The organism is Nocardia mexicana NBRC 108244, assembly GCF_001613165.1.
Taxonomy (GTDB): domain Bacteria; phylum Actinomycetota; class Actinomycetes; order Mycobacteriales; family Mycobacteriaceae; genus Nocardia; species Nocardia mexicana.
This window is the reverse complement of the sequence record NZ_BDBV01000124.1, coordinates 1-26,946: the sequence shown is the minus strand read 5'-3', so window position 1 is coordinate 26,946 and position 26,946 is coordinate 1. Positions and strand designations below refer to the sequence as shown.

The 26,946-nt window shown below is 69.5% G+C and carries 28 protein-coding genes; 13 read left to right on the top strand and 15 right to left on the bottom strand.

The window, feature by feature from the left end:
* Nucleotides 1-17 precede the first annotated feature (17 nt).
* The gene (gene glyA, locus NM1_RS37380) at nt 18-1,316 is read left to right on the top strand and encodes a serine hydroxymethyltransferase (RefSeq protein ID WP_068031642.1); all 1,299 of its coding nucleotides are present in this window, start codon (nt 18-20) and stop codon (nt 1,314-1,316) included.
* A 7-nt stretch (nt 1,317-1,323) separates the two neighbouring features.
* On the opposite strand, the gene NM1_RS44745 is transcribed toward glyA, so the two are convergent.
* Nucleotides 1,324-2,052 carry a GbsR/MarR family transcriptional regulator gene (locus NM1_RS44745; protein WP_068031639.1) on the bottom strand — a complete coding sequence of 243 codons (729 nt, stop codon included), beginning with the start codon at nt 2,050-2,052 and terminating at the stop codon, nt 1,324-1,326.
* Nucleotides 2,053-2,529: 477 nt separating this feature from the next.
* Between NM1_RS44745 and NM1_RS37370 the strand changes: the two genes are divergently transcribed.
* Together NM1_RS37370 and NM1_RS37365 are read left to right on the top strand one after the other, a co-directional pair.
* Complete coding sequence (locus NM1_RS37370; protein WP_068031636.1) at nt 2,530-3,723, top strand: cytochrome P450; 1,194 nt, start codon at nt 2,530-2,532, stop codon at nt 3,721-3,723.
* Nucleotides 3,724-3,737: 14 nt separating this feature from the next.
* Nucleotides 3,738-3,941 (top strand): ferredoxin, encoded by a 204-nt coding sequence (locus tag NM1_RS37365; RefSeq protein ID WP_068031633.1) that lies wholly within the window; start codon nt 3,738-3,740, stop codon nt 3,939-3,941.
* A 13-nt stretch (nt 3,942-3,954) separates the two neighbouring features.
* Here the strand turns inward: NM1_RS37365 and NM1_RS37360 are convergent, their stop codons facing one another.
* Nucleotides 3,955-4,947, bottom strand: a complete 993-nt coding sequence (locus NM1_RS37360; RefSeq protein ID WP_068031630.1) for an LLM class F420-dependent oxidoreductase — start codon at nt 4,945-4,947, stop codon at nt 3,955-3,957.
* Between the two features lie 42 nt (nt 4,948-4,989).
* On the bottom strand, nt 4,990-5,262 hold the full coding sequence (locus NM1_RS37355; RefSeq protein WP_068031627.1) for a hypothetical protein: 273 nt from the start codon (nt 5,260-5,262) through the stop codon (nt 4,990-4,992).
* Between the two features lie 69 nt (nt 5,263-5,331).
* On the opposite strand from NM1_RS37355, the gene NM1_RS37350 reads away from it, so the two are divergent.
* The 4 genes from NM1_RS37350 (at nt 5,332) to NM1_RS37335 (ending at nt 9,152) form a co-directional block, all read left to right on the top strand.
* A complete protein-coding gene (locus NM1_RS37350; RefSeq protein ID WP_068031624.1) occupies nt 5,332-5,703 on the top strand; it encodes a DUF488 domain-containing protein in 372 nt (123 codons plus the stop codon).
* Between the two features lie 438 nt (nt 5,704-6,141).
* The gene (phoH2, locus tag NM1_RS37345) at nt 6,142-7,434 is read left to right on the top strand and encodes an RNA 5'-3' helicase PhoH2 (RefSeq protein WP_068031678.1); all 1,293 of its coding nucleotides are present in this window, start codon (nt 6,142-6,144) and stop codon (nt 7,432-7,434) included.
* A 220-nt stretch (nt 7,435-7,654) separates the two neighbouring features.
* Complete coding sequence (locus tag NM1_RS37340; protein WP_246010892.1) at nt 7,655-8,176, top strand: LGFP repeat-containing protein; 522 nt, start codon at nt 7,655-7,657, stop codon at nt 8,174-8,176.
* Nucleotides 8,177-8,294: 118 nt separating this feature from the next.
* Nucleotides 8,295-9,152, top strand: a complete 858-nt coding sequence (locus NM1_RS37335) for an acyl-ACP desaturase (RefSeq protein WP_068031619.1) — start codon at nt 8,295-8,297, stop codon at nt 9,150-9,152.
* Between the two features lie 36 nt (nt 9,153-9,188).
* Here NM1_RS37335 and NM1_RS37330 read toward each other — a convergent pair whose 3' ends face one another.
* Both NM1_RS37330 and NM1_RS37325 read right to left on the bottom strand, forming a co-directional pair.
* On the bottom strand, nt 9,189-9,629 hold the full coding sequence (locus tag NM1_RS37330; protein ID WP_068031616.1) for a limonene-1,2-epoxide hydrolase family protein: 441 nt from the start codon (nt 9,627-9,629) through the stop codon (nt 9,189-9,191).
* Nucleotides 9,630-9,731: 102 nt separating this feature from the next.
* Complete coding sequence (locus tag NM1_RS37325) at nt 9,732-10,451, bottom strand: TetR/AcrR family transcriptional regulator (protein ID WP_068031613.1); 720 nt, start codon at nt 10,449-10,451, stop codon at nt 9,732-9,734.
* Between the two features lie 106 nt (nt 10,452-10,557).
* On the opposite strand from NM1_RS37325, the gene NM1_RS37320 reads away from it, so the two are divergent.
* Nucleotides 10,558-11,745, top strand: coding sequence for an FAD-dependent monooxygenase (locus NM1_RS37320; RefSeq protein WP_068031610.1), 1,188 nt, complete (start codon nt 10,558-10,560; stop codon nt 11,743-11,745).
* 291 nt (nt 11,746-12,036) lie between these two features.
* Here NM1_RS37320 and NM1_RS37315 read toward each other — a convergent pair whose 3' ends face one another.
* The 4 genes from NM1_RS37315 to glpX all read right to left on the bottom strand — a co-directional run bounded on the left by NM1_RS37315 (nt 12,037) and on the right by glpX (nt 16,051).
* Nucleotides 12,037-13,443 carry a class II fumarate hydratase gene (locus tag NM1_RS37315; protein WP_068031607.1) on the bottom strand — a complete coding sequence of 469 codons (1,407 nt, stop codon included), beginning with the start codon at nt 13,441-13,443 and terminating at the stop codon, nt 12,037-12,039.
* A gap of 133 nt (nt 13,444-13,576) precedes the next feature.
* Nucleotides 13,577-13,837: a TFIIB-type zinc ribbon-containing protein gene (locus tag NM1_RS37310; RefSeq protein WP_084520414.1), complete on the bottom strand. Its 261-nt coding sequence runs from the start codon at nt 13,835-13,837 to the stop codon at nt 13,577-13,579.
* Between the two features lie 69 nt (nt 13,838-13,906).
* On the bottom strand, nt 13,907-14,995 hold the full coding sequence (locus NM1_RS37305; RefSeq protein WP_068031601.1) for an aminoglycoside phosphotransferase/kinase family protein: 1,089 nt from the start codon (nt 14,993-14,995) through the stop codon (nt 13,907-13,909).
* A 12-nt stretch (nt 14,996-15,007) separates the two neighbouring features.
* Nucleotides 15,008-16,051 (bottom strand): class II fructose-bisphosphatase, encoded by a 1,044-nt coding sequence (gene glpX / locus NM1_RS37300; RefSeq protein ID WP_068031598.1) that lies wholly within the window; start codon nt 16,049-16,051, stop codon nt 15,008-15,010.
* 182 nt (nt 16,052-16,233) lie between these two features.
* Here glpX and NM1_RS37295 point away from each other — a divergent pair, with 182 nt between their 5' ends.
* Nucleotides 16,234-16,800, top strand: a complete 567-nt coding sequence (locus tag NM1_RS37295; protein WP_068031674.1) for a DUF4245 domain-containing protein — start codon at nt 16,234-16,236, stop codon at nt 16,798-16,800.
* Between the two features lie 70 nt (nt 16,801-16,870).
* Nucleotides 16,871-17,758 carry a phosphotransferase family protein gene (locus NM1_RS37290; protein ID WP_068031596.1) on the top strand — a complete coding sequence of 296 codons (888 nt, stop codon included), beginning with the start codon at nt 16,871-16,873 and terminating at the stop codon, nt 17,756-17,758.
* 15 nt (nt 17,759-17,773) lie between these two features.
* Here the strand turns inward: NM1_RS37290 and NM1_RS37285 are convergent, their stop codons facing one another.
* Genes NM1_RS37285 through NM1_RS37270 form a run of 4 tightly spaced genes read right to left on the bottom strand, consistent with a single transcriptional unit; the run spans nt 17,774 to nt 20,291 of the window.
* The gene (locus NM1_RS37285) at nt 17,774-18,118 is read right to left on the bottom strand and encodes a VOC family protein (protein ID WP_068031593.1); all 345 of its coding nucleotides are present in this window, start codon (nt 18,116-18,118) and stop codon (nt 17,774-17,776) included.
* A gap of 4 nt (nt 18,119-18,122) precedes the next feature.
* A complete protein-coding gene (locus NM1_RS37280; protein ID WP_068031590.1) occupies nt 18,123-18,350 on the bottom strand; it encodes an exodeoxyribonuclease VII small subunit in 228 nt (75 codons plus the stop codon).
* The gene (gene xseA / locus NM1_RS37275; protein ID WP_068031587.1) at nt 18,337-19,677 is read right to left on the bottom strand and encodes an exodeoxyribonuclease VII large subunit; all 1,341 of its coding nucleotides are present in this window, start codon (nt 19,675-19,677) and stop codon (nt 18,337-18,339) included. The genes NM1_RS37280 and xseA overlap by 14 nt, the downstream gene beginning before the upstream one ends.
* Nucleotides 19,674-20,291, bottom strand: coding sequence for a lipid droplet-associated protein (locus NM1_RS37270; protein ID WP_068031670.1), 618 nt, complete (start codon nt 20,289-20,291; stop codon nt 19,674-19,676). The genes xseA and NM1_RS37270 overlap by 4 nt, the downstream gene beginning before the upstream one ends.
* Before the next feature lie 210 nt (nt 20,292-20,501).
* Here NM1_RS37270 and NM1_RS37265 point away from each other — a divergent pair, with 210 nt between their 5' ends.
* Nucleotides 20,502-21,506 carry a 4-hydroxy-3-methylbut-2-enyl diphosphate reductase gene (locus NM1_RS37265; RefSeq protein ID WP_068031585.1) on the top strand — a complete coding sequence of 335 codons (1,005 nt, stop codon included), beginning with the start codon at nt 20,502-20,504 and terminating at the stop codon, nt 21,504-21,506.
* Nucleotides 21,507-21,625: 119 nt separating this feature from the next.
* Here the strand turns inward: NM1_RS37265 and NM1_RS37260 are convergent, their stop codons facing one another.
* Both NM1_RS37260 and NM1_RS37255 read right to left on the bottom strand, forming a co-directional pair.
* Nucleotides 21,626-22,441, bottom strand: coding sequence for a DUF6542 domain-containing protein (locus NM1_RS37260; RefSeq protein WP_211339356.1), 816 nt, complete (start codon nt 22,439-22,441; stop codon nt 21,626-21,628).
* Between the two features lie 58 nt (nt 22,442-22,499).
* Complete coding sequence (locus tag NM1_RS37255; RefSeq protein WP_068031579.1) at nt 22,500-23,636, bottom strand: DNA recombination protein RmuC; 1,137 nt, start codon at nt 23,634-23,636, stop codon at nt 22,500-22,502.
* Nucleotides 23,637-23,824: 188 nt separating this feature from the next.
* Here NM1_RS37255 and NM1_RS37250 point away from each other — a divergent pair, with 188 nt between their 5' ends.
* Together NM1_RS37250 and NM1_RS37245 are read left to right on the top strand one after the other, a co-directional pair.
* A complete protein-coding gene (locus NM1_RS37250; protein ID WP_068031576.1) occupies nt 23,825-25,000 on the top strand; it encodes an exonuclease SbcCD subunit D in 1,176 nt (391 codons plus the stop codon).
* 40 nt (nt 25,001-25,040) lie between these two features.
* Nucleotides 25,041-26,946: AAA family ATPase (locus tag NM1_RS37245; RefSeq protein ID WP_157124076.1), on the top strand; the 1,906-nt coding region annotated here is incomplete at its 3' end.

The window sequence follows — 26,946 nt, the reverse complement described above, 5'->3', positions numbered from 1 at the left end:
CCACCTAGACTGTCTGCGTGACCCAGACGACCGCCGCCTCTGTCAACTCTCAGTCGCTCGCCGAACTCGATCCCGAGCTTGCCACCGCGATGGCGGGCGAGCTCGCCCGCGAACGCGACACCCTCGAGATGATCGCCTCGGAGAACTTCGTGCCGCGCGCGGTGCTGCAGGCGCAGGGCAGCGTGCTCACCAACAAATACGCCGAGGGGTACCCGGGCCGCCGCTATTACGGCGGCTGCGAACACGTGGACGTGGTGGAGAACCTGGCGCGGGAGCGGGTCAAGGAGCTGTTCGGCGCCGAGTTCGCCAACGTGCAGCCGCATTCGGGTGCGCAGGCGAACGCCGCGGTGCTGATGTCGCTGATGAATCCGGGCGAGCGGCTGCTGGGCCTGGACCTGGCGCACGGCGGTCACCTCACCCACGGCATGCGGCTGAACTTCTCCGGCAAGCTCTACGAGGTGCACGCCTACGCGGTGAGCAAGGAAGACCACCGCATCGATATGGACGAGGTGCGCAAGCAGGCGCGCGAGGTGCGGCCGCGGGTGATCGTGGCCGGCTGGTCGGCGTACCCGCGGCACCTGGACTTCGCGGCGTTCCGGGAGATCGCCGACGAGGTGGACGCCTACCTGTGGACCGATATGGCGCACTTCGCCGGGCTCGTCGCGGCCGGGCTGCACCCGTCGCCGGTTCCGCATTCGGACGTGGTGTCCTCCACCGTGCACAAGACCCTCGGCGGCCCGCGCTCGGGTGTGATCCTGGCCAAGCAGGACTACGCCAAGAAGCTCAACAGCGCGGTGTTCCCGGGTCAGCAGGGCGGCCCGCTGATGCACGCCATCGCCGCCAAGGCCGTGGCGTTCAAGATCGCCGGAACCCCGGAGTTCGCCGATCGCCAGGCCCGCACGCTGACGGGTGCGAAGATCCTGGCGGAGCGGCTGAACGCCCAGGACGTCTCCGAGAAGGGCGTCACCGTGCTCACCGGCGGTACCGACGTGCACCTGGTGCTGGTGGACCTGCGCAACTCGGTGCTGGACGGCAAGCAGGGCGAGGATCTGCTGCACGAGGTCGGAATCACGGTGAACCGCAACGCCGTTCCGTTCGACCCGCGTCCGCCGATGGTGACCTCCGGCCTGCGCATCGGCACCGCCGCGCTCGCCACCCGCGGCTTCGGCGATGCCGAGTTCACCGAGGTGGCCGACGTCATCGCCACCGCCCTGAAGGGCGACGCCGACCTCGAGGCGCTGCGCGCTCGGGTCAGCAAGCTGGCCCAGGACTTCCCGCTCTACGAGGGCCTCGAGGACTGGCGCCTGCTCGGCTGAGCGCTCGTCATCCGACGGCTGTCCGTAGCCGATCCCGCTCCGGTTGGTCGGGGTCTGCCGCCTGCCAGCCCTCGAGGATCCGCGCCAGCTCGTGATTGATGTGGTCCAGGAAACGGTGCAGGTGGGCCAGGCGGGCTCCGGCCGTGGTGGTGGGGCCCAGGATCGTGACGCCGCGGTGGGCCGTCTGTGCGATCGCGTCGTTGGCCTGCAGGCTGATCGCCAGTGAGCGGATCCAGTCCGAGCTGTCGACGACGTAGCGGTCGCGGCGCCCGTCGCCGCGTTCGCGACGGATCAGTCCCTGTTCCTCGAGGAAGCCGATGGCGGTGGAGATCGAGGCCGGGCTGACGCCGAGCTGCCGGGCGAGCTCGGCGGCGGTGCGGCTGCCGGTCTCGCTGATGTACAGGCTCGCCATGATCCGGGCGGTCAGCCGCGGTATTCCGGTCCGCGCGAGCACCTCGGTCAGGTGTGTCGAGTATTCTCGCACGTCGTCGGGGAGTTCGTCGATCTCGGCGGGGGCCTTGCGGCGAGCGTCGCGGCGACGGCGGGCGCGCACCCGGGTGGCCAGCTCCGCACGGTCGGCGCGGTAGCGATCCGGGCCGCCGTTGCGACCGACTTCTCGGCTGATCGTCGAGGTGGGCCGATCCAGATCGCGGGCGATCTGCGCGAATCCCAGCCCGTCGGCCAGGCCTGCGGCGATACATTCGCGGTCGTGCGGGGTGAGTCTCCCTCCGGGCATCGCCCGACCTCCTCCATGCGTATCAATATACGTACAAGTATGCGTTCACTCTCAACTCACCGCAATTCCTATCCCGGTCGTTGCGTTCGGGCGCAAAACCATCGCAACGCTCCGCAGTGGCTCCCACCTGCGACGATGCCGGGGTCTCCGATCGATTCCCTCGACTGCCCGACCGGTGCGGCCTAGCGTTCGCCGCATCCCGAACCGGCGACCCGAAGGAGATCCGATGACCGAGTCGTTGCCCGCCGCCGTGAGCCTCCCTACCGTCCGGCTCGCGGATTGCCGGGGCGATCCATCGGGCCGGGCGTTGCAATCGGACGGGGCGGATGATTGCGTTGAGCCGCAGCGTTGTTGCAACGATGAATGCCCAGACTTCCTGGGATTACGGGGTTTTCGAGGGAATCTGGCGTTGTTGGTCTGGTGAACGCAACGTAGCGTTCGGTTCATACCGAACGCCACGTGAAGGGGTCGCCGACCATGACCGAAACGTCCTCCACCCCGGTGCAATTGCCGACCGAGCGGGCCGCGGGCTGCCCGTTCGCGCCGCCCGCCGGGCTGGCGCCGCTGCGCGAGCGGGCCCCGCTGGCCCGCATGGAGTTCCCGGACGGCCACCAGGGCTGGCTGGCCACCGGCCACGCGACCGTCCGCGCCGTGCTGTCGGATCCGCGGTTCAGTTCGCGTACGGAACTGGCGCACTACCCGCTCGGCGATCTCGGTGCCGCCCTGCCGCCGGCCCCGGTCGGAGACCTCACCGGAATCGACGCGCCGGAGCACACCCGATACCGGAAACTGTTGGCGGGCAAGTTCACCGTGCGACGCATGCGGCTGCTCACCGAGCGCGTGGAGGAGATCACCGCCGACCATCTCGATGCCATGGCACGCGCGGGCGGGCCGATCGATCTGGTCGAGTCGTTCGCCCATCCGATCCCGGCGCTGGTGATCTGCGAGCTGCTCGGCGTCCCGTACGCCGATCGCGATCACTTCCAGCAGTTGGCCGCGACGATGAGCGGCGTGGACGCGACCCCGGAGCAGGCCTACGCGGCCTACGGCGCGGTGCAGGAGTACATCGGGGGCCTGGTGCGGGCCAAGCGCGCCGACCCCACCGACGATCTGCTCAGCGATCTGACCACCACCGACCTCACCGAGGAGGAGCTGGCGGGCGTCGGCGCCTTCCTGCTCGGCGCCGGGCTCGACACGACGGCGAACATGTTGGCGCTGGGCACATTCGCGCTGCTGAGTCACCCGGACCAGTTCGCCGCCCTGCGCGAGGATCCCGACCTCGCGGACCGGGCGGTCGAGGAGCTGATGCGTTACCTGACCATCGCCCACATCGGCACACGTGCGGCGCTCGAGGATGTGGAACTCGACGGGCGGGTGGTGAAAGCCGGTGAGACGGTGGCGCTTTCGATGAGCGCCGCGAACCGGGACCCGGCCAAGTTCGACGACCCGGACAGCCTCGACGTGCGCCGCAACGCCGTGGGGCACGTCGCCTTCGGCCACGGCGCCCACCAGTGCCTGGGGCAGCAGCTGGCGCGGGTGGAGATGCGAGTGGCGTTCCCCGCGCTGGTGACCCGATTCCCGACGCTGCGCCTGGCCGTGCCCGCCGAGGAGATCCCGCTGCGGCACGGCCTGGACATCTACGGCGTCTACAACCTCCCGGTTACCTGGTAGGAGGTTGAAATCCTATGGAACTCACCGTAATTCGTGAATACTGCATCGGCGGCGGGATGTGTGCGCTGACCGCCCCGGAGCTGTTCGACCAGGATGCCGAGGAGGGCAAGGTGGTGGTGCTGGCCGAGGCCGCCACCGCGGAGCAGCGCGAGGCGCTGGTCCGGGCGGTGGAGGCCTGCCCATCCGGCGCGATACGCCTTGCAGGGCAAGGGGATTGACGACGGATGTGCCTCAGCCCTGGTGCACCAGCGGACTCAGCGCCTTACCCGCCAGCTCCAGCACGCCCGGCTCGTGGCCGTTGGCGACCATGTTGACGATGATGCCGTCGACGCCCTGATCGATGACCCGCCGCTGGATCTGCTCGGCGACATCGTCCGGGGTGCCGACGAATTGGCGGTCGGCCTGGCCCTCGCGCAGCGACTGCACCGGCAGTCCCGAGGGATCCTGCGCGGCCTGCTTCTGCAGCAGTTCCTCCTGTAGTTTGCGGGCCCGGTCGCCGTCCTCGTCCACGATCACGAAGGCCAGGAAGCTGGTCTCCAGGCTCTGCGGATCACGCCCGGCCTCCTCGCAGCGCTGACGCAGCGCCGCCACCTTGCGCGGCAGTTCCGAGGTGTTGCAGATGATGTTGAGGTGATCGGCGAAGCGGGCGGCCATCGCGAACGTCTTCTTCTCGCCGCCACCGCCGAGCATGATCGGCAGATCGTCGCGGATGCGGGGCTCGTTGATCGCGTCGCGGGTGTGGTACCACGCGCCGTCGAAGCTCGGCCGCTGTCCGCGCAGCATCGGCTGGATGATCTGCAGCGCCTCCTCGAGCCGCTGGAACCGCTCGGTGAAGGTGCCGAACTCGTACCCGTAGCCGGTGTGCTCGAGTTCGAACCAGCCCGCCCCGATGCCCAGCACCGCGCGCCCGCCGCTCACCACGTCCAGCGTGGTGACGGTCTTGGCGAGCATCGCCGGATTGCGGTAGGTATTGCCGGTGACCAGCGTGGACAGCTGGATGCGCTCGGTGGCCGTGGCCAGCGCGCCGAGCGCGGTGTAGGCCTCGAGCATCGGCTCCTCGGGCGCGCCCAGCACCGGCAGCTGATAGAAGTGGTCCATCACGAACGCGGCGTCGAATCCGGCCGCCTCCGCGGCCCGGGCCTGCGCGATCACCGAGGGAAACAGCTCGCGAGGCGTGGTCGCATGACTGAAGTTCGGCATCTGATAGCCGAGGCGAATGCTCATGGCGACAACGCTAGAACTTGGAGCGCACTCCAGGTCAAGAGCTCAGTCGTGCTCGGCGAGGTACTCGATGTACATCGGCCGGAGCACGTCGGCGATCTCGCCCTCGCCCGAATGCACATAGTCGTCGAGCATCGGCAGCACGTACTTGATGTCGGCCTCGCTCTCGCCGATATTGCCGGTGGCGGCCTCGGCGGCGGGGATCGACTCCAGCAGCCGCCACAGGAACCGTATGTCGCCGTGCCGGACGGCGTACTTCACCGCGCGGTCGTGCAGCTCCTTCGAAGACAGCTGCTCCAATTGCTGAACATCGGCCATGCGTCGACTCTATCCGCTGCGGCGGCGTGGGGACCGCTGCCGTGGCCGGATGTGTGCTGCCATGGAGTCATGGCACAGCAACCGCGGCCCGGTTTCCGGGTGAAGCGTGTCTACGATCCCGCCGAGGCATCGGACGGTACGCGCGTGCTCGTCGACCGGTTGTGGCCACGCGGCGTCAGCAAACAGAGGGCACACATCGACGAGTGGGCGAAGGACGTGACTCCGTCCGACGATCTGCGCCGCTGGTTCCACGCCGACCCGGAACACCGCGAGGCCGAGTTCCGGAAGAAGTATCGGGCAGAACTCGCGGCCGAGGCCCCGCAGCAGGGTTTGGCGCAGCTGCGCGAGCTGGCCGCGAAGGGTCCGGTCACCCTCGTCACCGCGGTGCGGGATCCGCGGCACAGCCAGGTGGCGGTGCTGCTGGAGCAACTGGAGCGCTAACGCTTTCGGCGTGGCACGTGCCCCGGTCGACGCGTGTCCGAAATGAGATGTGCGTCACGGCATGTGCTTTCGCCCGCCTGGGTATACGGGCCCGGCGTTAACGACATATTCACCGACACGCTGGCGATCTCGGGAGCCGGAATCGTGGATCCGCAGTAACGTCGGTTGTGCGGGCCGCGGCGGTGTGGCTCGTACGGGAGGTCCTGATCGTGGCTGAGATATTCAGTGCGAGGGGGCCGGCGCCCGGCCCTCGGGTCGTTTGACCCCTGGGCGGACCGGTCCAGCGAGAACGTTCGTGCGGGTGCTGCACGAACAACAAAGGAGCCCACCGTGACTGATGCACGCTCCGTCATCGCTCCCTCGGCGAAAGCCCGCTCTACTCAGAGCGCACGCTCCGGAAAGGGAGCCAACGCCTCGCAGTCTGCCCACAAATCCGGGCTGAAAACCTTCGTGATCGACACCTCCGTCCTGCTGTCGGACCCCTGGGCCGCCACGCGTTTCGGCGAGCACCACGTGGTGCTGCCGCTGGTGGTGATCAGCGAACTCGAAGGCAAACGTCACCACCACGAGCTCGGCTGGTTCGCGCGGGAGGCCCTGCGCATGCTGGACGACCTGCGGCTGGTGCACGGCCGGTTGGACGAGCGGGTGCCGATCGGCACCGAGGGCGGCACGCTCCAGGTGGAGCTGAACCACACCGATCCCGAGGTGCTGCCGGTCGGATTCCGCACCGACACCAACGATTCCCGCATCCTCGCCTGCGCGCTCAATCTCGCGGCGGAGGGCAACTCGGTCACCCTGGTGTCCAAGGACATTCCGATGCGCGTGAAGGCGAGCTCGGTCGGGCTGCACGCCGACGAGTACCACGCGCAGGACGTGATCACCTCGGGCTGGACCGGCATGGCCGAGCTCGAGGTGGCCCCCGAGGCCGTCGACCGGCTCTACGCCGACTCCGTCGTCGAGGTCGACGAGGCCCGGGATCTGCCCTGCCACACCGGGATTCGGTTACTCGGCGCCAACGGCAGCGCGCTGGCCCGGGTGACGCCGGACAAGCGGCTGCAGCTGGTGCGCGGGGACCGGGAGGCATTCGGGCTGCACGGCCGCTCCGCCGAGCAGCGCATCGCGCTGGACCTGCTGCTCGACGAGAGCATCGGCATCGTGTCGCTGGGCGGCAAGGCGGGCACGGGCAAATCGGCGCTGGCGCTCACGGCGGGCCTGGAAGCCGTGCTGGAGCGGCGTTCTCAGCGCAAGGTGGTGGTGTTCCGGCCGCTGTACGCGGTCGGCGGCCAGGAGCTGGGCTATCTGCCGGGGTCCGAGAGCGAGAAGATGGGCCCCTGGGCGCAGGCGGTGTTCGACACGCTCGACGGCCTGGCGAGCCAGGAGGTCATGGAGGAGGTGCTCTCGCGCGGCATGCTGGAGGTGCTGCCGCTCACCCACATTCGCGGCCGCTCGCTGCACGACTCGTTCGTGATCGTCGACGAGGCGCAGTCGCTGGAGCGCAACGTGCTGCTGACGGTGCTGAGCCGGCTGGGGAGCGGGTCGCGGGTGGTGCTCACCCACGATGTCGCCCAGCGCGACAACCTGCGCGTGGGTAGGCACGACGGCGTGGCCGCGGTGATCGAAAAGCTCAAGGGGCACCCGCTTTTCGCGCATGTCACGCTGACCCGCAGCGAGCGGTCGCCGATCGCCGCGCTGGTGACCGAGATGTTGGAGGAGTACGGGCCGAACGCGTAGGTCGGCAAATCCCTGGTATGTGTTTCACCTCACAGGTCGACGGGTATATTTCGACGGGATACCTGTTCGGCGTGGTTTCAGACGAAGTTCTTCGATTCGCCGAACCATAGCCGGGCACCGGCCTGAGTTGCCGGTGGCGTCCCCAGCGGGCGCCACCGGCAGCCACTTTCGAGAGGTTGAGGACATGCACCACATCGCTCGACGTACGGCTGCCTGCACGATGACGCTTGCTGCGGCGACCTTGGCGTTCGCCGGCTGCAGCAACGACGACAACAAGGATTCCGACAGTTCGGCCTCGTCCACGAGCGCCATGGCGACCACCACGCCCGCCGCCACCTCGGAGAACGCGATGGGCGGCGAGGCCGGTGCGGCGACCGAGACCAAGATCGCCACGCCGAACGGCGAATTCACCGTCTCCGGGAACATCCTCGCGAAGTACACCGAGATGGGCGGGCCCCAGAGCGCGCTCGGTGCGCCGGAGAAGGCGTCGGTGGACGGGCCCGACGGCGGCTCGTGCCAGGAGTTCACCGGTGGCTCGATCTGCTGGAGCGAGAAGACCGGACCGCACGTGGTGTGGGGTGACATCGGCGTCGAATGGGAGAACAACGGCGGCGTCAACGGCAAGCTCGGCTACCCCACCACCGATGAGAAGGACATCGCCGGTGGTAAGGAGAGCGAATTCACCGGCGGAACGATCAGCTGGACCGCCGCCGATCGCAAGACCACGGTGACGGAGAAGTAGTCACCGTTCGCACGTCGGCCCCGGAAACCTCCCAAGGTTTCCGGGGCCGTTGCTGTGGATTGTCTGCGTGTTCCCGGTTGGGTCCCCATTCCTGCCGCAGAGTCGGTAGGTTGTCGGGGTGCAAACTCTGTTGACCGACCGGGAGCTGCTGGAATCGCTCGCGGTGGAGGTGGAACTGAACCTGCGGCGGCACATCGACGAGGCCGACGGCTGGCAGCCGCACGATTACGTGCCCTGGGACGACGGGCGCAACTTCTCCTTCCTCGGTGGAATCGATTGGGAGTCGGAGCAATCGGAGCTCGGCGAGGTCGCGAAGCTGGCGCTGACGGTCAGTGTGCTGATCGCCGACAACCTGCCCTCCTACCACCGTGAGATCGGCAAGTACCTGCGCACCGGCTCCTGGTGGCGGTGGGTCGGCCGGTGGACGGCCGAGGAGAACCGGCACGAGATCATGATCCGCAACTACCTGATGGTGACGCGGTCGGTCGATCCGGTGGAGCTGGAGCGCGCGCGGATGGCGCATATGACCGCCGGATTCCGCCGCCCCGCGCTGCATCTGCTGGATGTGCTGGCCGCCTGCGCCTTCGAGGAGTCGGCCGCCGCGGTACGCCATCGCAATACCGCGGCGCTGCAGGAGAACCCGATCGTGACCGCGATGTCCGAGCGGATCGCGGTCGACGACGAGCTGCAGTCGGTGTTCTTCGCCAATCTCCTCGCCGCCGCCCTCGACCTGGCGCCGGACCAGACCGTGCGCGCGATCGCCGACCAGGTCGCCGACTTCAGCATTCCCGAGGTCCCGCTGCCGGACGGGCGCAACAGCACCGAGGTGCTCGCCGAGGCCGGCATCTACGACCCGGCCCGCACGGGCGAACTGGTGTTCACGCCGCTGCTGGAGCGCTGGAACATCTTCTCCCGCACCGACTTCAGCGACGCGGGCGAGCAGGCCCGAGCGGAATTGGCCCACTTGCGCCCCTGATTCCGGCCAAAAGCACGCCGGAATGACGAGAAAGGTTCAGCGGCGCATGGCGCGCCAGAGGCCGACTGCGGTGCCGCGCAGGAAGTTCTCCCAGGAGAAGTGGTCGTGCCACAGGGTGATTCGGCCGTCCACGATCTCGAAGGTGCCGCACACCCAGAAGGCGATCTCCACCGGGCCCGCGCGCAGGTAGTCGATGCGCTCGGTGAGCACCGTGCTGCCCTCCGCGGCGGGGGAGCCGTTGGATTCCGCGGCGATGTGGTTCATATCGGCGCGGAATCCGAACGACGGCCGGTTCAGCCCGCGCAGCAGGCCGCCGACGCGCCCGGCCCCGCGGACATCGGGCAGGGAGGTGTTCTTCCAGACGATGTCTGGGTCGACCAGGTCCAGGGCCTCGTCCACCGCGCCCATCTCGAGCGCCGCGAAGAACTCGCGCACGGTGGTGATCGCATCCTGCTGTAACTCGGGTAGCTCGGACATGCTCCGACTGTAAGCGTCGCGCGGTCGCTCCGGGAGTGTTCCCGCACGGTTTCGCACACTTCGTGTCGGTTCCCAACTCGCCGGGGGCGCGGGCTGTGGGGATCAGCGGGCGCGGGTGGCGATGAGGGCGGCGACGCCGTCGAGGATGCGGTCGATGCCGTAGTCCAGGGCGTTGTCGGGGCCGGTCGGGTCCGACTCCGCGAATGCCGCCACCACCTCCGGATAGCGGTCGGCATGCGCGGCCACGACCTCACCGACCGCACGGGCCAACTCCGCCTCGGTGTTCTCGTAGCCCAGGCGGGCGGTCTGGTGGACGAGACTGCGGGCGTGGCCGTTGAGCAGGACGACGGTGTCGAGACGCTCGGCGCCGGTCAGCCCCGTTCCGGCGAGCGGGGCGAGCGCCGCCTCCATCCATTCCATCTCGTTGGGACCCAGCGGGCGGACGCCGGGCAGGAGCTCGAGGCTCCAGGGGTGGGCCCGGTATCGCTCGAAGATGGTCTCCGCCCAGGCCCGAAGCTGCGCCCGCCACGGCTCCTGGGTCGAATCCGCCTCGGCCGCCTCGATTTTCGGCGGTCGGCCCAGCCCGATATCCAGCATCAGCGCGGTCAGTTCGGCCTTGCCGGGCACATAGCGGTACAGCGCCATCTTGGCGCAGCCGAGCTGCTCGGACAGCCGCTGCATGGACAGATTCGCCAGCCCCTCGGCATCCGCCAGCGCGATCGCCTCGGTGACGATCCGGTCCAGGGTCAGCGTGGGTTTCGGTCCGCGCTTGGGCCGCTGCTGGGTGCCCCACAGCAGTTCGAGGGCGGTCGGTGTCGGCATGGTGCACATCCTCCCCGAAAGAAGCGCTTGACGAGAATCTGCGTCCAACATACGCTATTAATCAACAACAGCGTCCGATAGACGCAATTAACGAAGGGTCAAGGCCATGCGCAACACCACCGTCCTCGTCTCCGGCGCCGGCATCGCGGGCCCGTCCCTCGCCTACTGGCTCGACCGATACGGCTTCGACGTCACCGTGGTGGAGCGCGCACCGGCGCTGCGGCCCGGCGGGCAGGCCGTCGACTTCAAGGGCCGCACGCACCGCACGGTCCTGGAGCGCATGGAGATCCTCGCCGAGGTCGAGCGCAGGCAGACCGGTCGCACCGACATGCTGTACGTCGATGCGGAGGGGAGGGAATTGGCTTGTATGTCAGGCGAATTCACCGGTGGCGACGTGGAGATCCTGCGCGGGGACCTGGCGGAGATCCTGTACGAGCGGACGTCCGGTACCTGCGACTACCTGTTCGGTGACTCGATCGCCGCGCTGGCCGAAACGGCCGACGGTATCCGTGTCGAGTTCGAACGGGCGCCCGCGCGAAACTTCGATCTGGTCTTCGGTGCGGACGGCATCCACTCCCGGGTCCGGCGGCTGGCCTTCGGGCCGGAGCGGGACTACGTCGAGTTCCTGGGGTACTACTACTGCCTCGCGGGCGCCACCGCGAACAACGGCCACACGGTTGAGCGCGAGCGGAGTATCGCCCATGCCTTCAGTACCCCCGGGCGGGTCGCGGTCGACGGCGGATCCAAGGCGCCGCAGATGTACATGTTCGCCTCGCCGGAGCTCGGCTACGCCCGCGACGACATCGCCGCGCAGCAGCGGATCGTGGCCGATACCTTCGCCGGTGTGGGCGGGCGGGTGCCGCGCATGCTCGCCGAACTGCCGGGGCTGGACGGCTTCTATATGGACTCGCTGAGCCGGGTGAAGATGATGGACGGATACACCCGGGGCCGGGTCGCGCTGGTCGGTGACGCCGCCTACGGAAATACGCTGGGCGGCTTCGGAACCGGGCTGGCGGTGGTCGGGGCCTATGTGCTCGCCGGGGAGCTGGCGGCCGCGGCGGGCGACCACACGGTCGCGTTCGCACGGTACGACGAGATCATGCGCCGCTACGCCAAGGATGCGGGGAAGACGACCCCCGGCTCCTTCCTTGCGCCGAAGACGGCACTCGGTATTCGAGCGCGTAATTGGTTCTTGCGGTCGCGGATGTTCGGGGTGATGACGAAGATGGGGGACAAGATATCCAACGATATCGATCTGAAGGAGTACGAGGCGGCGGCCGTCACCGTCGAATGAATTGGTCGTATGTCCATTCTTGTGCTTTCGCAAAAACCCGCTGTGGCCGGGCCGTCGTAATTGGGTGAAACACGGCGGGCATTGCCTGCGATTAGCCAAGTAGCCGCTCGATGAGCGGATGCAAGAAAGGAGAGAGCGATGCTTCTCGACATCGTCACCGCACTCGCGGACTTCGGAGCCGACGTATACGACTTCCTCAGGGATCTGGTCGGCGTATAAAGGCACAACGGCCGGGATGCGCAGGTAGCACCACAATTCTGCGGCACTACCTGCGCATCCGAGTGTCCACGGCTATTTCCCCTCGTCCACCTTCGCCATCGACAGCACGTCCAGCCGCCGGTCGAGTTCCGCCTCGGAGAGCTTGTCGCCGATGAGTCCCCGATCGATAACTGCCTGGCGAATCGTCTTGTGCTCCTTCAGCGCCTCCTTCGCCACCGCGGCCGCCTCTTCGTAACCGATGGCGGAATTCAGCGGCGTGACGATCGAGGGCGAGGATTCGGCCAGCCGGCGCAGCCGCTCGACATCGGCGGTCAGTCCCACGATGCATTTATCGGCGAACAGCCGGGAAACATTGGCCAGCAGGCGGATCGATTCGAGCACATTGCGCGCCATCACCGGAATGTAGACATTCAATTCGAATGCGCCGTTACCGCCGCCCCACGCGATAGCGGCGTCGTTGCCGATTACCTGCGCGGCCACCTGTGTGACCGCTTCGGGCAGTACCGGATTCACCTTGCCCGGCATGATCGACGAGCCCGGCTGCAGATCCGGCAGCTGGATTTCGCCCAGGCCGGTCAGCGGGCCCGAACCCATCCAGCGAATGTCGTTGGCAATCTTGGTCAGTGAGATGGCGACGGTGCGCAGCGCGCCCGACACCTCGACCAGTCCGTCGCGGGCCGCCTGTGCCTCGAAATGGTCTCGCGCCTCGGACAATTCGTCGAGTCCGGTCGACTTCCGCAGTTCCGCAACGACCTTCGTGCCGAAGCCGTCCGGCGCGTTGAGCCCGGTGCCGACCGCGGTGCCGCCGATCGGCAGCTCGCCGAGCCGGGGCAGCGTGGCGATCAGCCGCTCGATGCCCGAGGCGATCTGCCGGGTGTAGCCGCCGAACTCCTGTCCCAGCGTCACCGGGACGGCGTCCATCAGGTGGGTGCGGCCGGACTTCACCACCGTGCGCCACTCGGTCGACTTGTCCAGCAGCCGGAGCCGCAGATGCTCCAGGGCGGGAATCAGGTCGGTCACCACGGCCTCGGTGGCGGCCAGATGGGTTGCGGTGGGGAAGGTGTCGTTCGACGACTGCGACATGTTCACGTCGTCGTTGGGATGCACCGTGGTCCCGCTCCCGGCGGCCAGGCTCGCGATGACCTCGTTGGCGTTCATGTTGGAGCTGGTGCCCGAGCCGGTCTGGAACACGTCGATCGGGAACTGGTCGTCGTGGCGGCCGTCGGCGATCTCGGTGGCGGCGGCGACGATCGCGTCGGCCTTGGCGGCGTCCAGCAGTCCCAGATCCTTGTTCACCGTCGCGCAGGCGGCCTTCAGCAGGCCGAGCGCGCGGATCTGGGCGCGCTCCAGGCCGCGGCCGCTGATCGGGAAATTCTCCACCGCTCGCTGCGTCTGCGCGCGCCACAGCGCGTTCACCGGGACGCGAACCTCGCCCATGGTGTCGTGTTCGATGCGGTACTGCGTCTGGTCGTCGCTCATACTTCCGACCCTAAGCCCGCGCGCAGCCGGAGTGGGCTGCCACGCCTGAGGGCTTTCGCACACCGGCGGCGCGGATCGGCGGGAATAGCGCCCGGTCTTCGGCGCGGCCGGTGTGCTGTGCTCTTCGCGCCGGTCAGGACGAGAACAGCATGTGGCCGAAACCGCGTTTGCGGTAGTGGCCGTGCCCGTGGCCGTAGCCGTGATGCGGTGCGCCCCAACCGGGCGCGGGCGCCGCGGGCGGCGGCGGGGGCGCCGCATAGCCGGACGCGAACTGGGTCAGATGCTCGAGTTCGCCGTAGTCCAGGAAGATCCCCCGGCAGTTGGAGCACTGTTCGATCTGTACCCCGCTGCGGTTGTAGGTGTGCATCGAACCGTGACATTTAGGACAGTGCATGCGGCTGAACTCCCTGGCTCTCCTGCGCGTATGCAGGACGGACGATATGCGCCAACCACAATACGTGAGCTAGGACATGCGCACGCAGGCATCGATCAGCGCCGTGTCGAGATCGTCCAGGGCCGCACCGGCTTTCACCACCGCCAGCGCCGCATGCTGGACCACCAGCGCCCGCGCGGGGAGGTCCAGGGCCGCCCACTCGTTGCTCTGCGACGACACCGCGGGACCGCCGCGGCGGCGATAGGCGCCCAGGAACCGTTCCCACGCAACGGGTTCGAGAATGCCCACCGCGAAGAACGCCGCCGGGCGGGCCAGATCCCACACCGGGTCCCCGATGCCCAGGTCGTCGACGTCGATCAGACGCCAAGGGTTCTCACCGTTGATCAGCTGATCGCGAAGGTCGGTGCCGGACGCGAGGTCATGCGGCCGGGTATCCGACTCGCGCGGCAGTGCCGGGGATGCGCCACCCGGCGCCCGGACCAGCTGGCCGAGATGAAAGTCGCCGTGTACGAGCGCTTTCGGAACATTCTCCAGCTCCGGCAGTTGGTCGTGGGCGCGCAGCACTGCCGCGGCCGCCGCAGGATGGGCGTGCGTCGCCGCCCGCAGACGAGCGATGGCTCGCCGCACCCGGTCCGGGGCACCGGCCACCGGTAGGCGAGACTCGCCCGTCGCCCTCGGCAACGGTTGTCCCGGATCTCCCGCTCTGGGGTGGGGAAAACGGCGCGCGCCCGGATCACTCGGTGCCGCAGCGGCCGAACGGTCGAGACGGGGCGATCCGCTTTCGGCACGCGGGGCGGATCTGTGCAGCCGGGCGAGCAGCGCCGCGGCGTGCTCCCACGGTGCCGCGTCCGGATCGTCGGGGTCGACGGGAATGCCGTACTGCCACACCGTGATCGGCCGTCCGGCGTGATGCTGTAGGAGCCTGCCGCCGACCGTGAGCGGCGGGAGCAGCACATCTTGCAGCAGTGGATCGGCAGCCACGCCCAGGCGAGCCCGCAGGGCGGAGTCATCGGTGTCGGAGGCGTGGGCCTTGGCGACCACGTCGCCCACGCGGACCACCGGACCGTCGGCCCGGTCGGACAGCACCTCGGGTTCGCCCTCGGCACCGGCCTCCCGGGCCGTCCGGGTCAGTGCGGCGAGCCACTCGCCGTCGAGCATCGCGGGCCCGGATCAGGGCAGCGGCGGAACCGCGTGCTCGTCGCCGAGGAAGTCGACCGAGGAGTACTCGCGCAGCTTGGTGAGCCGGTGATAGGCGTCGATCATGCGCACGGTGCCGGACTTCGAGCGCATCACGATGGACTGCGTGGACGCGCCGCCACCGAAGTAGCGCACGCCGCGCAGCAGATCGCCGTCGGTGACGCCGGTCGCGCAGAAGAAGACGTTCTCGCCGGAGACCAGATCCTCGGTGGACAGGATGCGGTCCAGGTCGTGGCCCGCGTCGACGGCCTTCTGCCGCTCCTCGTCGTCCTTCGGCGCCAGTTTGCCCTGCATCGCGCCGCCCATGCAGCGCATGGCGGCCGCGGCGATGATGCCCTCCGGGGTGCCGCCGACGCCGATCAGCACGTCGGTGCCGGAATCCGGACGGGCGGTGGCGATGGCCCCCGCCACGTCGCCGTCGGAGATCAGCCGGATGCGTGCCCCGGCATCGCGGACCTCCTGGATGTGGCGGGCGTGCCGGGGACGGTCCAGGACGCACACCGTGAGGTCGGACACCGAGGAGCCCTTGGCCTTGGCGACCCGGCGCAGGTTCTCCGCGATGGGCGCGGACAGGTCGATCACGTCGGCGGCCTCCGGGCCGACGGCGATCTTGTCCATGTAGAACACCGCCGACGGGTCGAACATCGCACCCCGCTCGGCCACCGCCAGCACCGCGATGGCGCCGGGCGAGCCCTTCGACATCAGCGTGGTGCCGTCGATCGGGTCCACCGCGAAGTCGACGTCGGGGCCGGTGCCGTCGCCGACGGCCTCGCCGTTGTACAGCATGGGCGCCTCGTCCTTCTCGCCCTCGCCGATCACGACGATGCCGCGCATCGACACCGTGGACACGAGCTGGCGCATCGCGTCCACCGCGGCACCGTCGCCGCCCTCCTTGTCGCCGCGGCCGACCCAGCGGCCCGCCGCCATCGCGCCGGCCTCGGTCACCCGGACCAATTCCAGTGCCAGGTTGCGGTCCGGGGCCTCACGGCGGCTCGGTGCGGGCTGGGGTGCCGTCATGTGGGGTGCCTCCTCGAGTTGTCTACTGCTGGGCAAATTGTCGCAGACGGTTCGCGGCCTCGATCAGGCACTGGCGTTCCACTTCCGTAATGATCCGGTCCGGTCGCCGGGGCGCGTGGCCGACGTCTCGAGTGCGGGAGCCCGTGCGGCGGCGGACGGCCGCGGGCGTGGATACTTGGGGCGTGTCGTACCAGAAGCCGCGCAGTCAGCACGATTACAAGGACCTGTTCTGGTCGTTGCTTCCGCTGGTGCTGATCTGCCTGGTGATCGCCGCGATCGCCAGCCAGTGCAGCTTCTCGGCGAACGGCCCGACACCGGGGAAGATTCCGGTTTTCGACGCGCACGCCGCCCTCCGCGACGATGCGCGCACGCTGCCGTTCCCGGTGCGCGAGCCCGCCCTGCCCGAGGACTGGAAGCCGAACTCCGGCAGCCGCGACACCGTGGCCGGTGCGGGCGGGGGAGCGGTGAGCACCGTCGGCTTCATCACACCGCAGGGCACCTACATGCAGCTGTCGCAGTCCAACGCCACCGCCGACGCGCTCGCGAAGCACATGCTGGACACCCGTTCGCGCAGCGGCACCCAGCAGATCGGCGAGCACACCTGGACCGTCTACCACGTCGAGGGCAGCGAACCCGCCTGGATCACCGACTTCGGGCCGGTGCGCGCGGTCGTCAAGGGCGCCGGGAACCAGGACGCCTACAAGACGCTGGCGGGCGCGGTCGGATCCGCTCGGCCGATCACCCCGTAAGGCAGATCCACGACCTGCGGGCTCCCCGTTTCGTGGCGTGGGCCCGGGTACTCCCGCTAACGTCAGGCAAGTGGAACGTGCGGATATCGGCTGGCTCGAGCAGACGGTGGGGCAAGAGGTCAGCGCTTCGATACCCGCCGAATGGGGCACTCAGAACAGCACCGACATGGTGACCCTCGCCGACGACACCCGCGTTGTGCTGCAGCGTTATCGGCATCGGGCCGACGGCGAGCGCCGGGTGCGCATCATGGACGCCTTGCGGAAACCGGCCGCGGACAAGGGAATTACGATTCCGGGCGTCCGCAAGTCGGACCTGGACGCCGACCCGCCGTGGATCGTGTTCGAGGCGCTACCGGGCGTCCCGGTGCCCGACAGCCCGGAAACCGGGCTGCGTGGTCCGCGGTTTCCGCTCGTGGCGTGGTCGATGGGGGCGATGCTCGCCGATTTCTCCGAATTGTCCTGCGACGATCTCGATCTCGACGATGCGTGGGCCCGCCCGCGCTACCTCGCCGCGCGCGCCGACGCGTGGGCCGAATGCCTGGCGCCCGCGCTGTCCGCCGAACAGGGCGATGCCCTGGAATCGGTGCTGATCGATCTGCCCGACCTGTTCGAGGGCCGCCCGGCCGTCCTGGCGCACGGCGATTTCGCGCCGGTGAACGTCCTCGTCGAGGGCACCTCGATCACCGGCCTGCTGGACTTCGAATCGGTGCGGCTGGCCGATCCGCTGTTCGACGTGGCGTGGTGGGCGTGGTCGGTGAGCTTCGCCGGGCCCGAGGTGTTCACCTCCGCGTTCCCCGCCTTCCTGGACGGCGCGGGGATCGATCCGTCCGATCCCGCTCTCGTGCAGCGGGTTCGGGCCCTGCAGGTGGTGCGGATGCTGGAGCTGCTGAACGAGCACGACCTCGGCCCCGACAGCTGGCGGACGGTCCACGACCGCCTGGTGCGGATGCTCAGCTGAGCGCGGGCGCCGCGGTCAGCCGTGGCTGACGACGTTGACGACGGTGCCGTCGGGGTCGCGCACGAAAAACCTTCGCACACCCCACGGTTCGTCGCGCAGCGCGTAGACGACCTCGGCCCCGGCGGCCACCATCGTCTCGTGGACCGCGTCCACGTCGTCGACCTCGACGCTGATATTCGGTTGCGGCTCCTCGGCATTCGCGCCGAAGAGGATGATCTGCGCGGTCGGGTTCGACGGCGAGGCGAGTGTGACGACCCAGCCGAGGTCCATCACCTCCTCGAACCCGAGCTGCCGATAGAAGGCCCGGGTGCGCTCCATATCGGCGGGCTGCAGATCCGGTACGGCGCGGCGGATACTCATGGGCCTATTCGCTTTCGGCGTCGCGGCGGGACAGCGCGTCCTCGACGCGCTTGCGGGCACCGGCGAGATGTTCCTCGCAGCGGGTGGCCAGCGCCTCGCCGCGCTCCCACAGCGCCAGCGAATCGTCCAGGTCCATGCCGCCCTGCTCCAGCATCTTCACGACGTTGACGAGCTCGTCGCGGGCACGCTCGTAGCCGAACGTCGAGATCTCGGCGAGGTCACTGTCGGTCATCGTTCGCCTCCTTCGTGTTTCGTGTCCCACCCAAGTTCTGACTGCCCAGCGTGGCGGCGCTGATCGCGCCGTCGGCGACCCGGATCCGCAGCTGAGTGCCCGGGGGCGCGTCGGCCACGGCGCGGATCACGTGCCGCTCCCGGCCCGTAACCCGTTGCACCACCGCGTATCCCCGGGCCATGGTGGCCGCCGGACCGACCGCGGTGAGCTTGTCGCGCAGATGCCGGGTGGTGGTGGATTCGGCGGTGAGCAGGTGGTCGACGGCGCGGTGCGTGGCCGCGCGCAACCGCTCGACCTCCTCGTGCCGCTGCTCGAGCAGGCGCAGCGGATCGGCCAGCACGGGCCGCGAGCGCAGCTGCTCCAGGGCGCGGGACTCGCGCTGCACCCAGCCGCGCAGCGCCGCGGCCGAGCGTTCGCGCAGCTCGTGGACCAGCGCCAGCTCGGCCGCCGCGTCCGGGACGACCCGCTTGGCGGCATCGGTCGGCGTGGCCGCGCGCAGGTCGGCGACGTGGTCGGCGATCGGATTGTCCGGCTCGTGCCCGATGGCGCTCACGATCGGCGTGGTGGCCGCGACGATGGCGCGGCACAGCGTCTCGTCGGAGAAGGGCAGCAGATCCTCGACACTGCCGCCGCCGCGGGCCAGCACGATCACCTCGACGTCGGGATTGCGGTCGAGTTCGGCCAGCGCGTCCAGGATCTGGGGCACCGCCGTCGGGCCCTGCACCGCGGTGTTGCGCACCTCGAACCGGACCGCGGGCCAGCGCTCCCGCGCCACGGTCAGCACATCGTGCTCGGCGGCGCTCGCCCGGCCGGTGATCAGGCCGACGGCCTTGGGCAGGAAGGGAATCGGGCGCTTCAGGCGCGGGTCGAACAGGCCCTCGGCGGCCAGCAGCGCCTTCAGCCGCTCGATGCGGGCCAGCAGCTCGCCGATGCCGACGGGCCGAATCTCGGTGACCCGCAACGAGATCGTGCCGCGGCCGGTGAAATACGAGAGCTTGCCGTACACGACGACCCGGCTGCCCTCCTGCAGCGGCACCGGCGAATTGCGCAGCAGCTCCGGCGCGCAGGTCACCGTGAGCGACATGTCGGCGGCCGGATCGCGCAGCACCAGGAACGCGGTGCGGGCCCCGGGCCGCAGCGAGATCTGGGTGATCTGACCCTCCACCCAGACGCTGCCGAGCCGCTCGATCCACTGCGCGACCTTGACGGCGATGCTGCGCACCGGCCACGGCTGCTCGGCCGAGTTCGCGGGGCGATTTCCGGCCGGGTCAGCAGAACGCGCCGACCCACCGGGAGTGTCGGTCGGCGCGTCGCTGCGCTCCGTCATTGGGCCTGCACAGTAGCGATCCGGTTTGTCAGCATGGTCACGAACGGCGCCCGGTCGCGGGTCTGCTGCTCGTAGTCGAGCAGGGCGGTGAGATCTTCGACACTCAGCATGCGCAGGCGGGCGCGCAGCTGTGCCAGCGTCATATTGGTGTAGTCGTAGCGGGCGGCGACCTCCGGCTCGATCACCTCGACGCTGCCGCCGCTGCCGTTGCTGGAAGCCGTTGCGACGGTGACGGATTCGGCGGGAGCCGGTTCGGGCTCGGGGGCCGGTTCCGGTGCGGCGGGGGGCTCCGGCTCGGGCTCGGAAAACATGTCGAAACGGCTCACGCGGGCCGAATCGAAGGGGGAGCCGAAGGTTTGCTCGGGCTCGATGTCCTCGTCGAAAGTGGCCCACTCCGGCTGTTCGACCGGGCGATTGGCCAAACGGTCGAATACGGCGTCACCCTTCAGGGCGAGACTGGTCACGAACTGCTGCGCGTGCATGGTGGTCTGCAGCAGCTGGCTGATGGCGGTGATCGGGAAATTCACTGCCGCAGTGGGTAGCCGACGGGTTTCCTCGAGGGCGTACACGGCTGCCCCGGCGGCAACGCGGGCGAAGAACGGCGGTCGAAACATGGTCATAGCGTGCCCGAAACGCGGTGTGATGCAAAGGGTGGGGCCGGGAGAATTACCCATGTCTCTACTAAATCAGCCGCGGCGCCGGTCGCCGATATCGGGGTGTATTCGCCGGAATCGGCGATTGGGCCGGTCGGCGGGCGTGTCGGGGGTGTCGCCGGCGGGCCGCCTCCTGGGCGAGTCGCATGGCGCGCACGTAAGCTGTGGGACATGTCCTCGGCTATCCCGTTGAATGTAGGAATCGCGCGGTCGGCCGGGTCGGGTGAGACCGGCGCGGCCAAACGCGTGCTGCTCGCCGAACCGCGTGGCTATTGCGCCGGTGTGGATCGCGCGGTGGAAACCGTGGAACGCACGCTGGAAAAGCACGGCGCCCCGGTCTACGTCCGCAAGGAGATCGTGCACAACCGGCACGTGGTGGAGACCCTGCGCGAGCGCGGCGTCATCTTCGTCGAAGAGACCGACGAGGTGCCCGAGGGCGCCACCGTGGTGTTCTCCGCGCACGGTGTGTCGCCCGCGGTGCACGCCTCGGCCGCCGCCCGCAGCCTGCACACCATCGACGCCACCTGCCCGCTGGTGACCAAGGTGCACCAGGAGGCCAAGCGCTTCGCCCGCGACGATTACGACATCCTGCTCATCGGCCACGAGGGCCACGAGGAGGTGGAGGGCACCGCCGGTGAGGCGCCCGACCACGTCCAGCTGGTCGACGGCCCCGAATCGGTGGACGCGGTCACCGTGCGCGACGAGAACAAGGTGATCTGGCTGTCGCAGACCACCCTCTCGGTCGACGAGACCATGGAGACGGTGCAGCGGCTGCGAGAGCGCTTCCCGAACCTGCAGGACCCGCCGAGCGACGACATCTGCTACGCCACCTCCAACCGCCAGACTGCGGTGAAGGCGATGGCGCCGGAGTGCGATCTGGTGATCGTGGTCGGCTCGCGCAACTCCTCCAATTCCAAGCGCCTGGTCGAGGTCGCCCTCGGCGCCGGCGCCGCCGCGTCGTATCTGGTCGACTTCGCCCGCGAGGTGGATCCGGCGTGGTTCGAGGGCGTGCGAACCATCGGCGTCACCTCCGGCGCCTCGGTGCCCGACCTCCTCGTCCGCGGCGTCCTGGACCTGCTGGCCGAACACGGCTACGGCGAGGTTCAGCCGGTCACCACGGCCAACGAGACCCTGGTCTTCTCGCTGCCTCGCGAACTGCGCGCCGCCCGCCGCTGAGTCGAAGAAGCGTCCACCGGCTGCACCTTCCAGCTGGGCGTAACGTCGTTCGCGGGGGGAAGCGATCAATCCCGGTGTGGGGACGATGATGCGCGGAGCGGGCTCGCCGGGGGCGTATGTCAGCGCTCGATGCGTCCGGAATCCCGGTCGCGGTAGCGGACATTCGGGCGCGGGTGCGGCGGGACGTCGCCATTGCGCTGCGGACGGGCGCGCCGCGAGGGTTGTTCGTTCGCTGTGGCGCGATCCGAGGCACGGGGATAGGCCGGAGTGGGGGACACGCGGGGCGGGCGCTCCGCGACGCGTCCGGAGGTCCGGCGACTCGGTCGCGCGGGGGCAGGCTCCGGGTCGGCGTCGGCCGCCGCCGCGGATCCCGACGAACGCGCGCGTCGGCGGAGCGTATCGGACTGCCCGGCCGGGCGGGTCCGGCGGGCACGATCGCCCGGTCGCGGCCCGCGGGTCGTGCTCTTGCGGGTGCGGTCGCCGCCGGTGTCCTGTGCCTCCCGCCGGTGCATCAGCACGCGGCCACCGCCGATCAGCAGCACCAGCACGGTGGCCATCGCCATCGTCGGGAACCGGTTCACCAGCGGAATCGCCAGATTCAGCAGAACGTCCTTCACCGAGGTCGACGTGCGCCCCAATAGTTGCTGATAGGCCAGCGGGACCGAGACGAACAGCAGCAGCGGCGGCGTCACCATGGTGGTGAACAGGCCGCGGTAGCGAACCACCAGCGCCGCCAGCACACAGCCCACGATGTAGGCGACCGAGAACGTCCGGGTCAGCTCCTTGCCGCTGCTGCCCGCATCAATGAAGAATCCGATAAAAGTGCAGGCCACCGCGATCAACACCGCGGCGCCGGCGGGGACACCGGGCACCGACGGGATAATCGAGCGGTGCGATGCGGGCACCTCGGATCGCTCGCGTTGGGTAGCTGCCACGTAAAGCACACTATCTGCCGCGGCCGAAACGTGTCTCGACGCCGGGCGGATGGACGGCTTACTCGCTGGTCTCGGCCAGTCCGACCGCACGCGGCCAGGACTCCACGCGGCCGATTGCCGGAACCTCGCGATCTCCGATCTCCAACTCGTGCAGCCTCCGGGCGGTGACCATCACCCGCGACTCCACCGCCGCGACCGTGTGGTTGAAGGCGTCTACGGCCTTACCCAGCTGCGCACCCAGGCGGTCCAGGTGGCGGCCCGTGGTGCCCAGGCGCGTGTACAGCTCCCGGCCCAATTGCTGGACCGTCGCCATATCGCGGGACAGCGCCTCCTGACGCCAGCCGAACGCGACCGTGCGCAGCAGCGCGATCAGCGTCGTCGGTGTTGCGAGGATCACATTCCGGCCGAAGGCGTATTCGAGGAGCCCCGAATCGGCGGTCAGCGCGGCGTCCAGGAACGGGTCGCCGGGGACGAAGAGCACCACGAACTCCGGAGCGGGGTCGAACGCCGTCCAGTACGCCTTGTCGGCGAGCTGATCGATATGCGCGCGGAGATGTTTGGCATGCCGCGCCAGCTGTTCGCCGCGCGGCCGCGGATCGTCCTCGGCGGTGGCGTCCAGATAGGCCGTCAGCGGCACCTTGGCGTCCACGACGATCTGGCGGCCGCCCGCCAGCCGCACCACCAGATCGGGCCGCACCCCGCCGTCCTGCCCCGAGCCACTGACCTGGGTGTCGAAATCGCAGTGCCGCGACATCCCTGCCAGCTCCACCACTCGCTCCAGCTGGATCTCACCCCAGCGCCCGCGCACCTGCGGCGCCCGCAGCGCGGACACCAGCTGCCCGGTCTGCGAGGACAGCTGATGCGAGACCCGCTGCATGCCCGCCACCTGCTCCCGCAGGCCGGAGTAGGCGTTGATGCGATTGTGCTCGACCTGCTGGAGGTGCTGATTCAACGCGCCGACCGCCTCTCGCAGCGGCTCCACCAGGGTGCCGACCGCATGCGAATTACGCCGTGCCGCATCCTCGTTCGCCGCGCTCAGCGACTGCCGCAGCAGTCTCTCGTTGTCTCGCAGCGCCGCCAGCTGCGCCTCCGCCGCGGCCGCGCGCTGGCCCGCCCGCGCGGCATGCCCCAGCCAGCCGAGCCCGAACCCGGCGGCGAACACCAACAGCAGCGCAAACAGCATCGGTGCGGTCATAGGTGCAGATAGTGCCCCATGCCACCGACAAGAGTGGGGAAGCGGGCAAACCGCGGGCGGTGTGTGGAGGCGGGCCGCCGGACATTCGGGTTGTTTGCCCGGTGTGGCTGGCGATTTTGGGACAGGTTGGTGGGGGCTCGGCCTGGCGGTTTCGTCTCTGTCGGTAGGAGGGGCTACGGTTTCGCGGCATGCGGATGCTGCATACGTCGGACTGGCATATCGGGCGCACGTTCCACGGCGTCGATCTGCTTGCCGATCAGGCACGTTCGCTGGAATCCATTGCCGAGCTCGTGGCCGCCGAGCGGGTCGATGCGGTGTTGCTGCCTGGGGATGTGTACGACCGATCGATTCCCAGCGCGGACGCGATTGCGGTGTGCAACCGCGGGTTCGAGGCGATTCGCGCGGCGGGGGCCGTAATCGTGGCAACCTCCGGCAACCACGATTCGCCGACTCGCCTCGGCGCGCTGGGTAGCTTCGCGGCAGCGGGCGGGCTGCATCTGCGCACCGCGGTGGCCGATATGTGGCGGCCGGTGCTGCTGTCCGACGAGTTCGGCGAGATCGCCTGCTACGGCATTCCCTACCTGGAGCCGGAGATCACCCGCGCCGAACTCGGGGTGCCCGAGGCGCGTTCGCACGCCGAGATTCTCGATGCCGCCATGAAGCGCATCCGTGCCGATCTCGCCGAGCGCGGGACTCCGCGGTCGGTGGTGCTCGCGCACGCGTTCGTGGTGGGCGGCGAGGCGACGGGGTCGGAGCGGTCCATCTCGATCGGCGGCGTGGAGACGGTGCCGCTGGGCGCGTTCGACGGCATCGACTACGTGGCGCTGGGCCACCTGCATTCGCCGCAGACCCTGTCGGAGTCGGTGCGCTATTCCGGTTCGCCGCTACCGTATTCGTTCGCCGAGCGCTCGCATCGCAAGGCCGTCTGGATCCTCGAACTCGACGGTGACGGCCTGACCGAGGTCGTGCGCCACGACCTTCCCGAGGTGCGCGGGCTCTCGCAGCTCACCGGCCCGCTCGAGGAGCTGTTGGCGGACCCGGCACACGCTGCGGCCGAGGACGATTACGTCTCGGCGACGCTGACCGACCACGCCCGGCCGGTGGACGCGCTGCGCCGCCTGCGGACCCGGTTCCCGCACGCCGTGCACGTGGAATGGTCTCGGCCCGAGGGCAATCCGGAGCTGCGCTACCGTGAGCGGGTGCACGGCCGACGCGACACCGAGGTGGCGCGCAGTTTTCTCACCGATGTCCGCGGCGACCCCACGCCGGGCGAAATGCAGTGGGTGGAGCGCGCATTGGTCGCTGCCGTCGCCGAACGCGAATCCGAGGCGCTGGCCCCCGCGACCGGTGAGCTCTCGGCATGAGCCGTCGCCTCGCACACTCGGCGCCGCGCGGAGGCCGCGCATGAGGCTGCATCGGTTGGAGATGACGGCCTTCGGGCCCTTCGCCACCGCCGCGGCCGTCGACTTCGACGAGCTGGGCGCCGACGGACTGTTCCTGCTGCACGGGCAGACCGGCGCGGGAAAGACCACCGTGCTGGACGCGATCGCGTTCGCGCTCTACGGCCGGGTGCCCGGGGCGCGCGGGGAGAGCAAGCGGCTGCATTCCGACCACGCCGATCCGCAGACGCCGCCGCGGGTCACGCTGGAGGCGACGCTCGGCGGCCGCCGCCTGCGCCTGATTCGCTCGCCGGAATTCCAGCGGCCGAAGAAGCGCGGCACCGGCTGGGCCACCGAACAGGCCGCCGCGACCCTGGAGTGGCTGGACGGGCGCGGCCGGAACCTTTCCCGCATACCGGATATCGGTGACGAGGTGAACCGCCTGCTCGGCATGAGCGCCGATCAGTTCTTCCAGGTCGTGTTGCTGCCGCAGGGCGATTTCGCGCGATTCCTGCAGGCGGACAACGAGGATCGGGAGCGGCTGCTCGAAAAGCTCTTCGACACCGAGCGGTTCGGCACCGCCGAGCAATGGCTGGCGCAGCGGCGGCGGGAGAGCGGCGCCGACCTGGAGGCGCAGCGGCTGAGCATCGACCGGCTGATCGCCCAGGTGGGCGTCGCCGCCGGTGCCGGTGCCACGGAGACCGTCGGCCCGCTGGAGTCCGTCGACTGGTCGCAGCGGCTGCTGGCGACCGCCCGCACCGACCTGACCACCGCCGCAACGGAACTCGAACGCTGTCAGCGGGACTCCGCCCGCGCCCAGACCGCCGCCGAGGAACAGCGCCGCCTGCACGAGCTGCGGCGTCGACTGACAGTGGCCCGCGCCCAACTCGACGAGCACGCGAAGGGGGCCGACCGCCGCGCACAGTTGACCGACGAGCTCGACCGATCCCGCCGCGCCGAACCGGTCGCCACGGCCCTCACCGAGGCGCGCTCGGCTGCGGTGGTGCTGCGGCGCCGCACCGATGAGGCCCGCGCGACGGCCGAACGCCTGGCGGCGCGCCTGCTCGAGCCACCGAGCGCGGAGTTGGAGGGAACCGGCTGGGCCGCGGCAGATCTCGCCACGGCGGAGCTGTCCGGAACGGACCTCGCGGATGACCTCGGCGCGCTGGCACCGGATGTTTCGGCGGCGCCCGGGTCGGCCGCCGCCCAGCGGGAAGAGACCGGCGGAGACGAGTCGAGCACGGGCACAACGGATTCCGGTGAACCCGCCACGCCGACCCCGGACCTGACCCAGCCTGTCGAGCTGGAGCTGTTCTCGATCGACAGCTTCCTGCCCGCCGCCCCGGATCCGGACCCCTCGATCGAGGAGGTAGCCGCCGAATACGGCCTGGAACCGGCCGTGCAGCGGTGGTCGGCACAGATCGGGGCGCTGGACGAGGTGCGGGCCGATGCGGAGTCGGCGAGCGCGCTGACAACCGAATTGGCAAGTCTGCGCACCGAATACGCGGAGCTGACCGGCCGCACCGAGAAGCTGTCGGTCCGGCGCGCGGAGCTGCCGGAGTCCATCCGGACCGCCGAGGTGCGACTGCGCGAGGCGGCCGATGCGATGGCCGGGCTACCGGGGCTGGCCGCCGAATGCGAGCGATTGCGCACCGCCGCGACCGCCGCGATCGAACTGGTCCGGCGCCGAACGGAAGCGGCGCAGGCGCGCACCGACTACGAGACGGCCCGGTCCGCACATGTCGACGCCCGTGAGCGCACCCTCGACGTGCGGGAGCGCCGCCTCGCGGGAATGGCCGCCGAACTGGCCGGTGCGCTGACCGAGGGGCAGCCCTGCGCGGTGTGCGGCGGCCTCGAGCATCCGGCGCCCGCTCGCCCGGCGGATGCGGCCGCCACCCGGGCCGACGAGGAGCGGGCGGTGGCGAACGAGC

Bases quoted from the DNA above. Each gene is read 5' to 3' on its own strand.
- NM1_RS44745 (WP_068031639.1), bottom strand. From the start codon at position 2,052: ATGCCCGGAGGGAGACTCACCCCGCACGACCGCGAATGTATCGCCGCA.
- NM1_RS37370 (WP_068031636.1), top strand. From the start codon at position 2,530: ATGACCGAAACGTCCTCCACCCCGGTGCAATTGCCGACCGAGCGGGCC.
- NM1_RS37365 (WP_068031633.1), top strand. From the start codon at position 3,738: ATGGAACTCACCGTAATTCGTGAATACTGCATCGGCGGCGGGATGTGT.
- NM1_RS37360 (WP_068031630.1), bottom strand. From the start codon at position 4,947: ATGAGCATTCGCCTCGGCTATCAGATGCCGAACTTCAGTCATGCGACC.
- NM1_RS37355 (WP_068031627.1), bottom strand. From the start codon at position 5,262: ATGGCCGATGTTCAGCAATTGGAGCAGCTGTCTTCGAAGGAGCTGCAC.
- NM1_RS37350 (WP_068031624.1), top strand. From the start codon at position 5,332: ATGGCACAGCAACCGCGGCCCGGTTTCCGGGTGAAGCGTGTCTACGAT.
- NM1_RS37340 (WP_246010892.1), top strand. From the start codon at position 7,655: ATGACGCTTGCTGCGGCGACCTTGGCGTTCGCCGGCTGCAGCAACGAC.
- NM1_RS37330 (WP_068031616.1), bottom strand. From the start codon at position 9,629: ATGTCCGAGCTACCCGAGTTACAGCAGGATGCGATCACCACCGTGCGC.
- NM1_RS37325 (WP_068031613.1), bottom strand. From the start codon at position 10,451: ATGCCGACACCGACCGCCCTCGAACTGCTGTGGGGCACCCAGCAGCGG.
- NM1_RS37320 (WP_068031610.1), top strand. From the start codon at position 10,558: ATGCGCAACACCACCGTCCTCGTCTCCGGCGCCGGCATCGCGGGCCCG.
- NM1_RS37315 (WP_068031607.1), bottom strand. From the start codon at position 13,443: ATGAGCGACGACCAGACGCAGTACCGCATCGAACACGACACCATGGGC.
- NM1_RS37310 (WP_084520414.1), bottom strand. From the start codon at position 13,837: ATGCACTGTCCTAAATGTCACGGTTCGATGCACACCTACAACCGCAGC.
- NM1_RS37305 (WP_068031601.1), bottom strand. From the start codon at position 14,995: ATGCTCGACGGCGAGTGGCTCGCCGCACTGACCCGGACGGCCCGGGAG.
- glpX (WP_068031598.1), bottom strand. From the start codon at position 16,051: ATGACGGCACCCCAGCCCGCACCGAGCCGCCGTGAGGCCCCGGACCGC.
- NM1_RS37285 (WP_068031593.1), bottom strand. From the start codon at position 18,118: ATGAGTATCCGCCGCGCCGTACCGGATCTGCAGCCCGCCGATATGGAG.
- NM1_RS37280 (WP_068031590.1), bottom strand. From the start codon at position 18,350: ATGACCGACAGTGACCTCGCCGAGATCTCGACGTTCGGCTACGAGCGT.
- xseA (WP_068031587.1), bottom strand. From the start codon at position 19,677: ATGACGGAGCGCAGCGACGCGCCGACCGACACTCCCGGTGGGTCGGCG.
- NM1_RS37270 (WP_068031670.1), bottom strand. From the start codon at position 20,291: ATGTTTCGACCGCCGTTCTTCGCCCGCGTTGCCGCCGGGGCAGCCGTG.
- NM1_RS37265 (WP_068031585.1), top strand. From the start codon at position 20,502: ATGTCCTCGGCTATCCCGTTGAATGTAGGAATCGCGCGGTCGGCCGGG.
- NM1_RS37255 (WP_068031579.1), bottom strand. From the start codon at position 23,636: ATGACCGCACCGATGCTGTTTGCGCTGCTGTTGGTGTTCGCCGCCGGG.
- NM1_RS37250 (WP_068031576.1), top strand. From the start codon at position 23,825: ATGCGGATGCTGCATACGTCGGACTGGCATATCGGGCGCACGTTCCAC.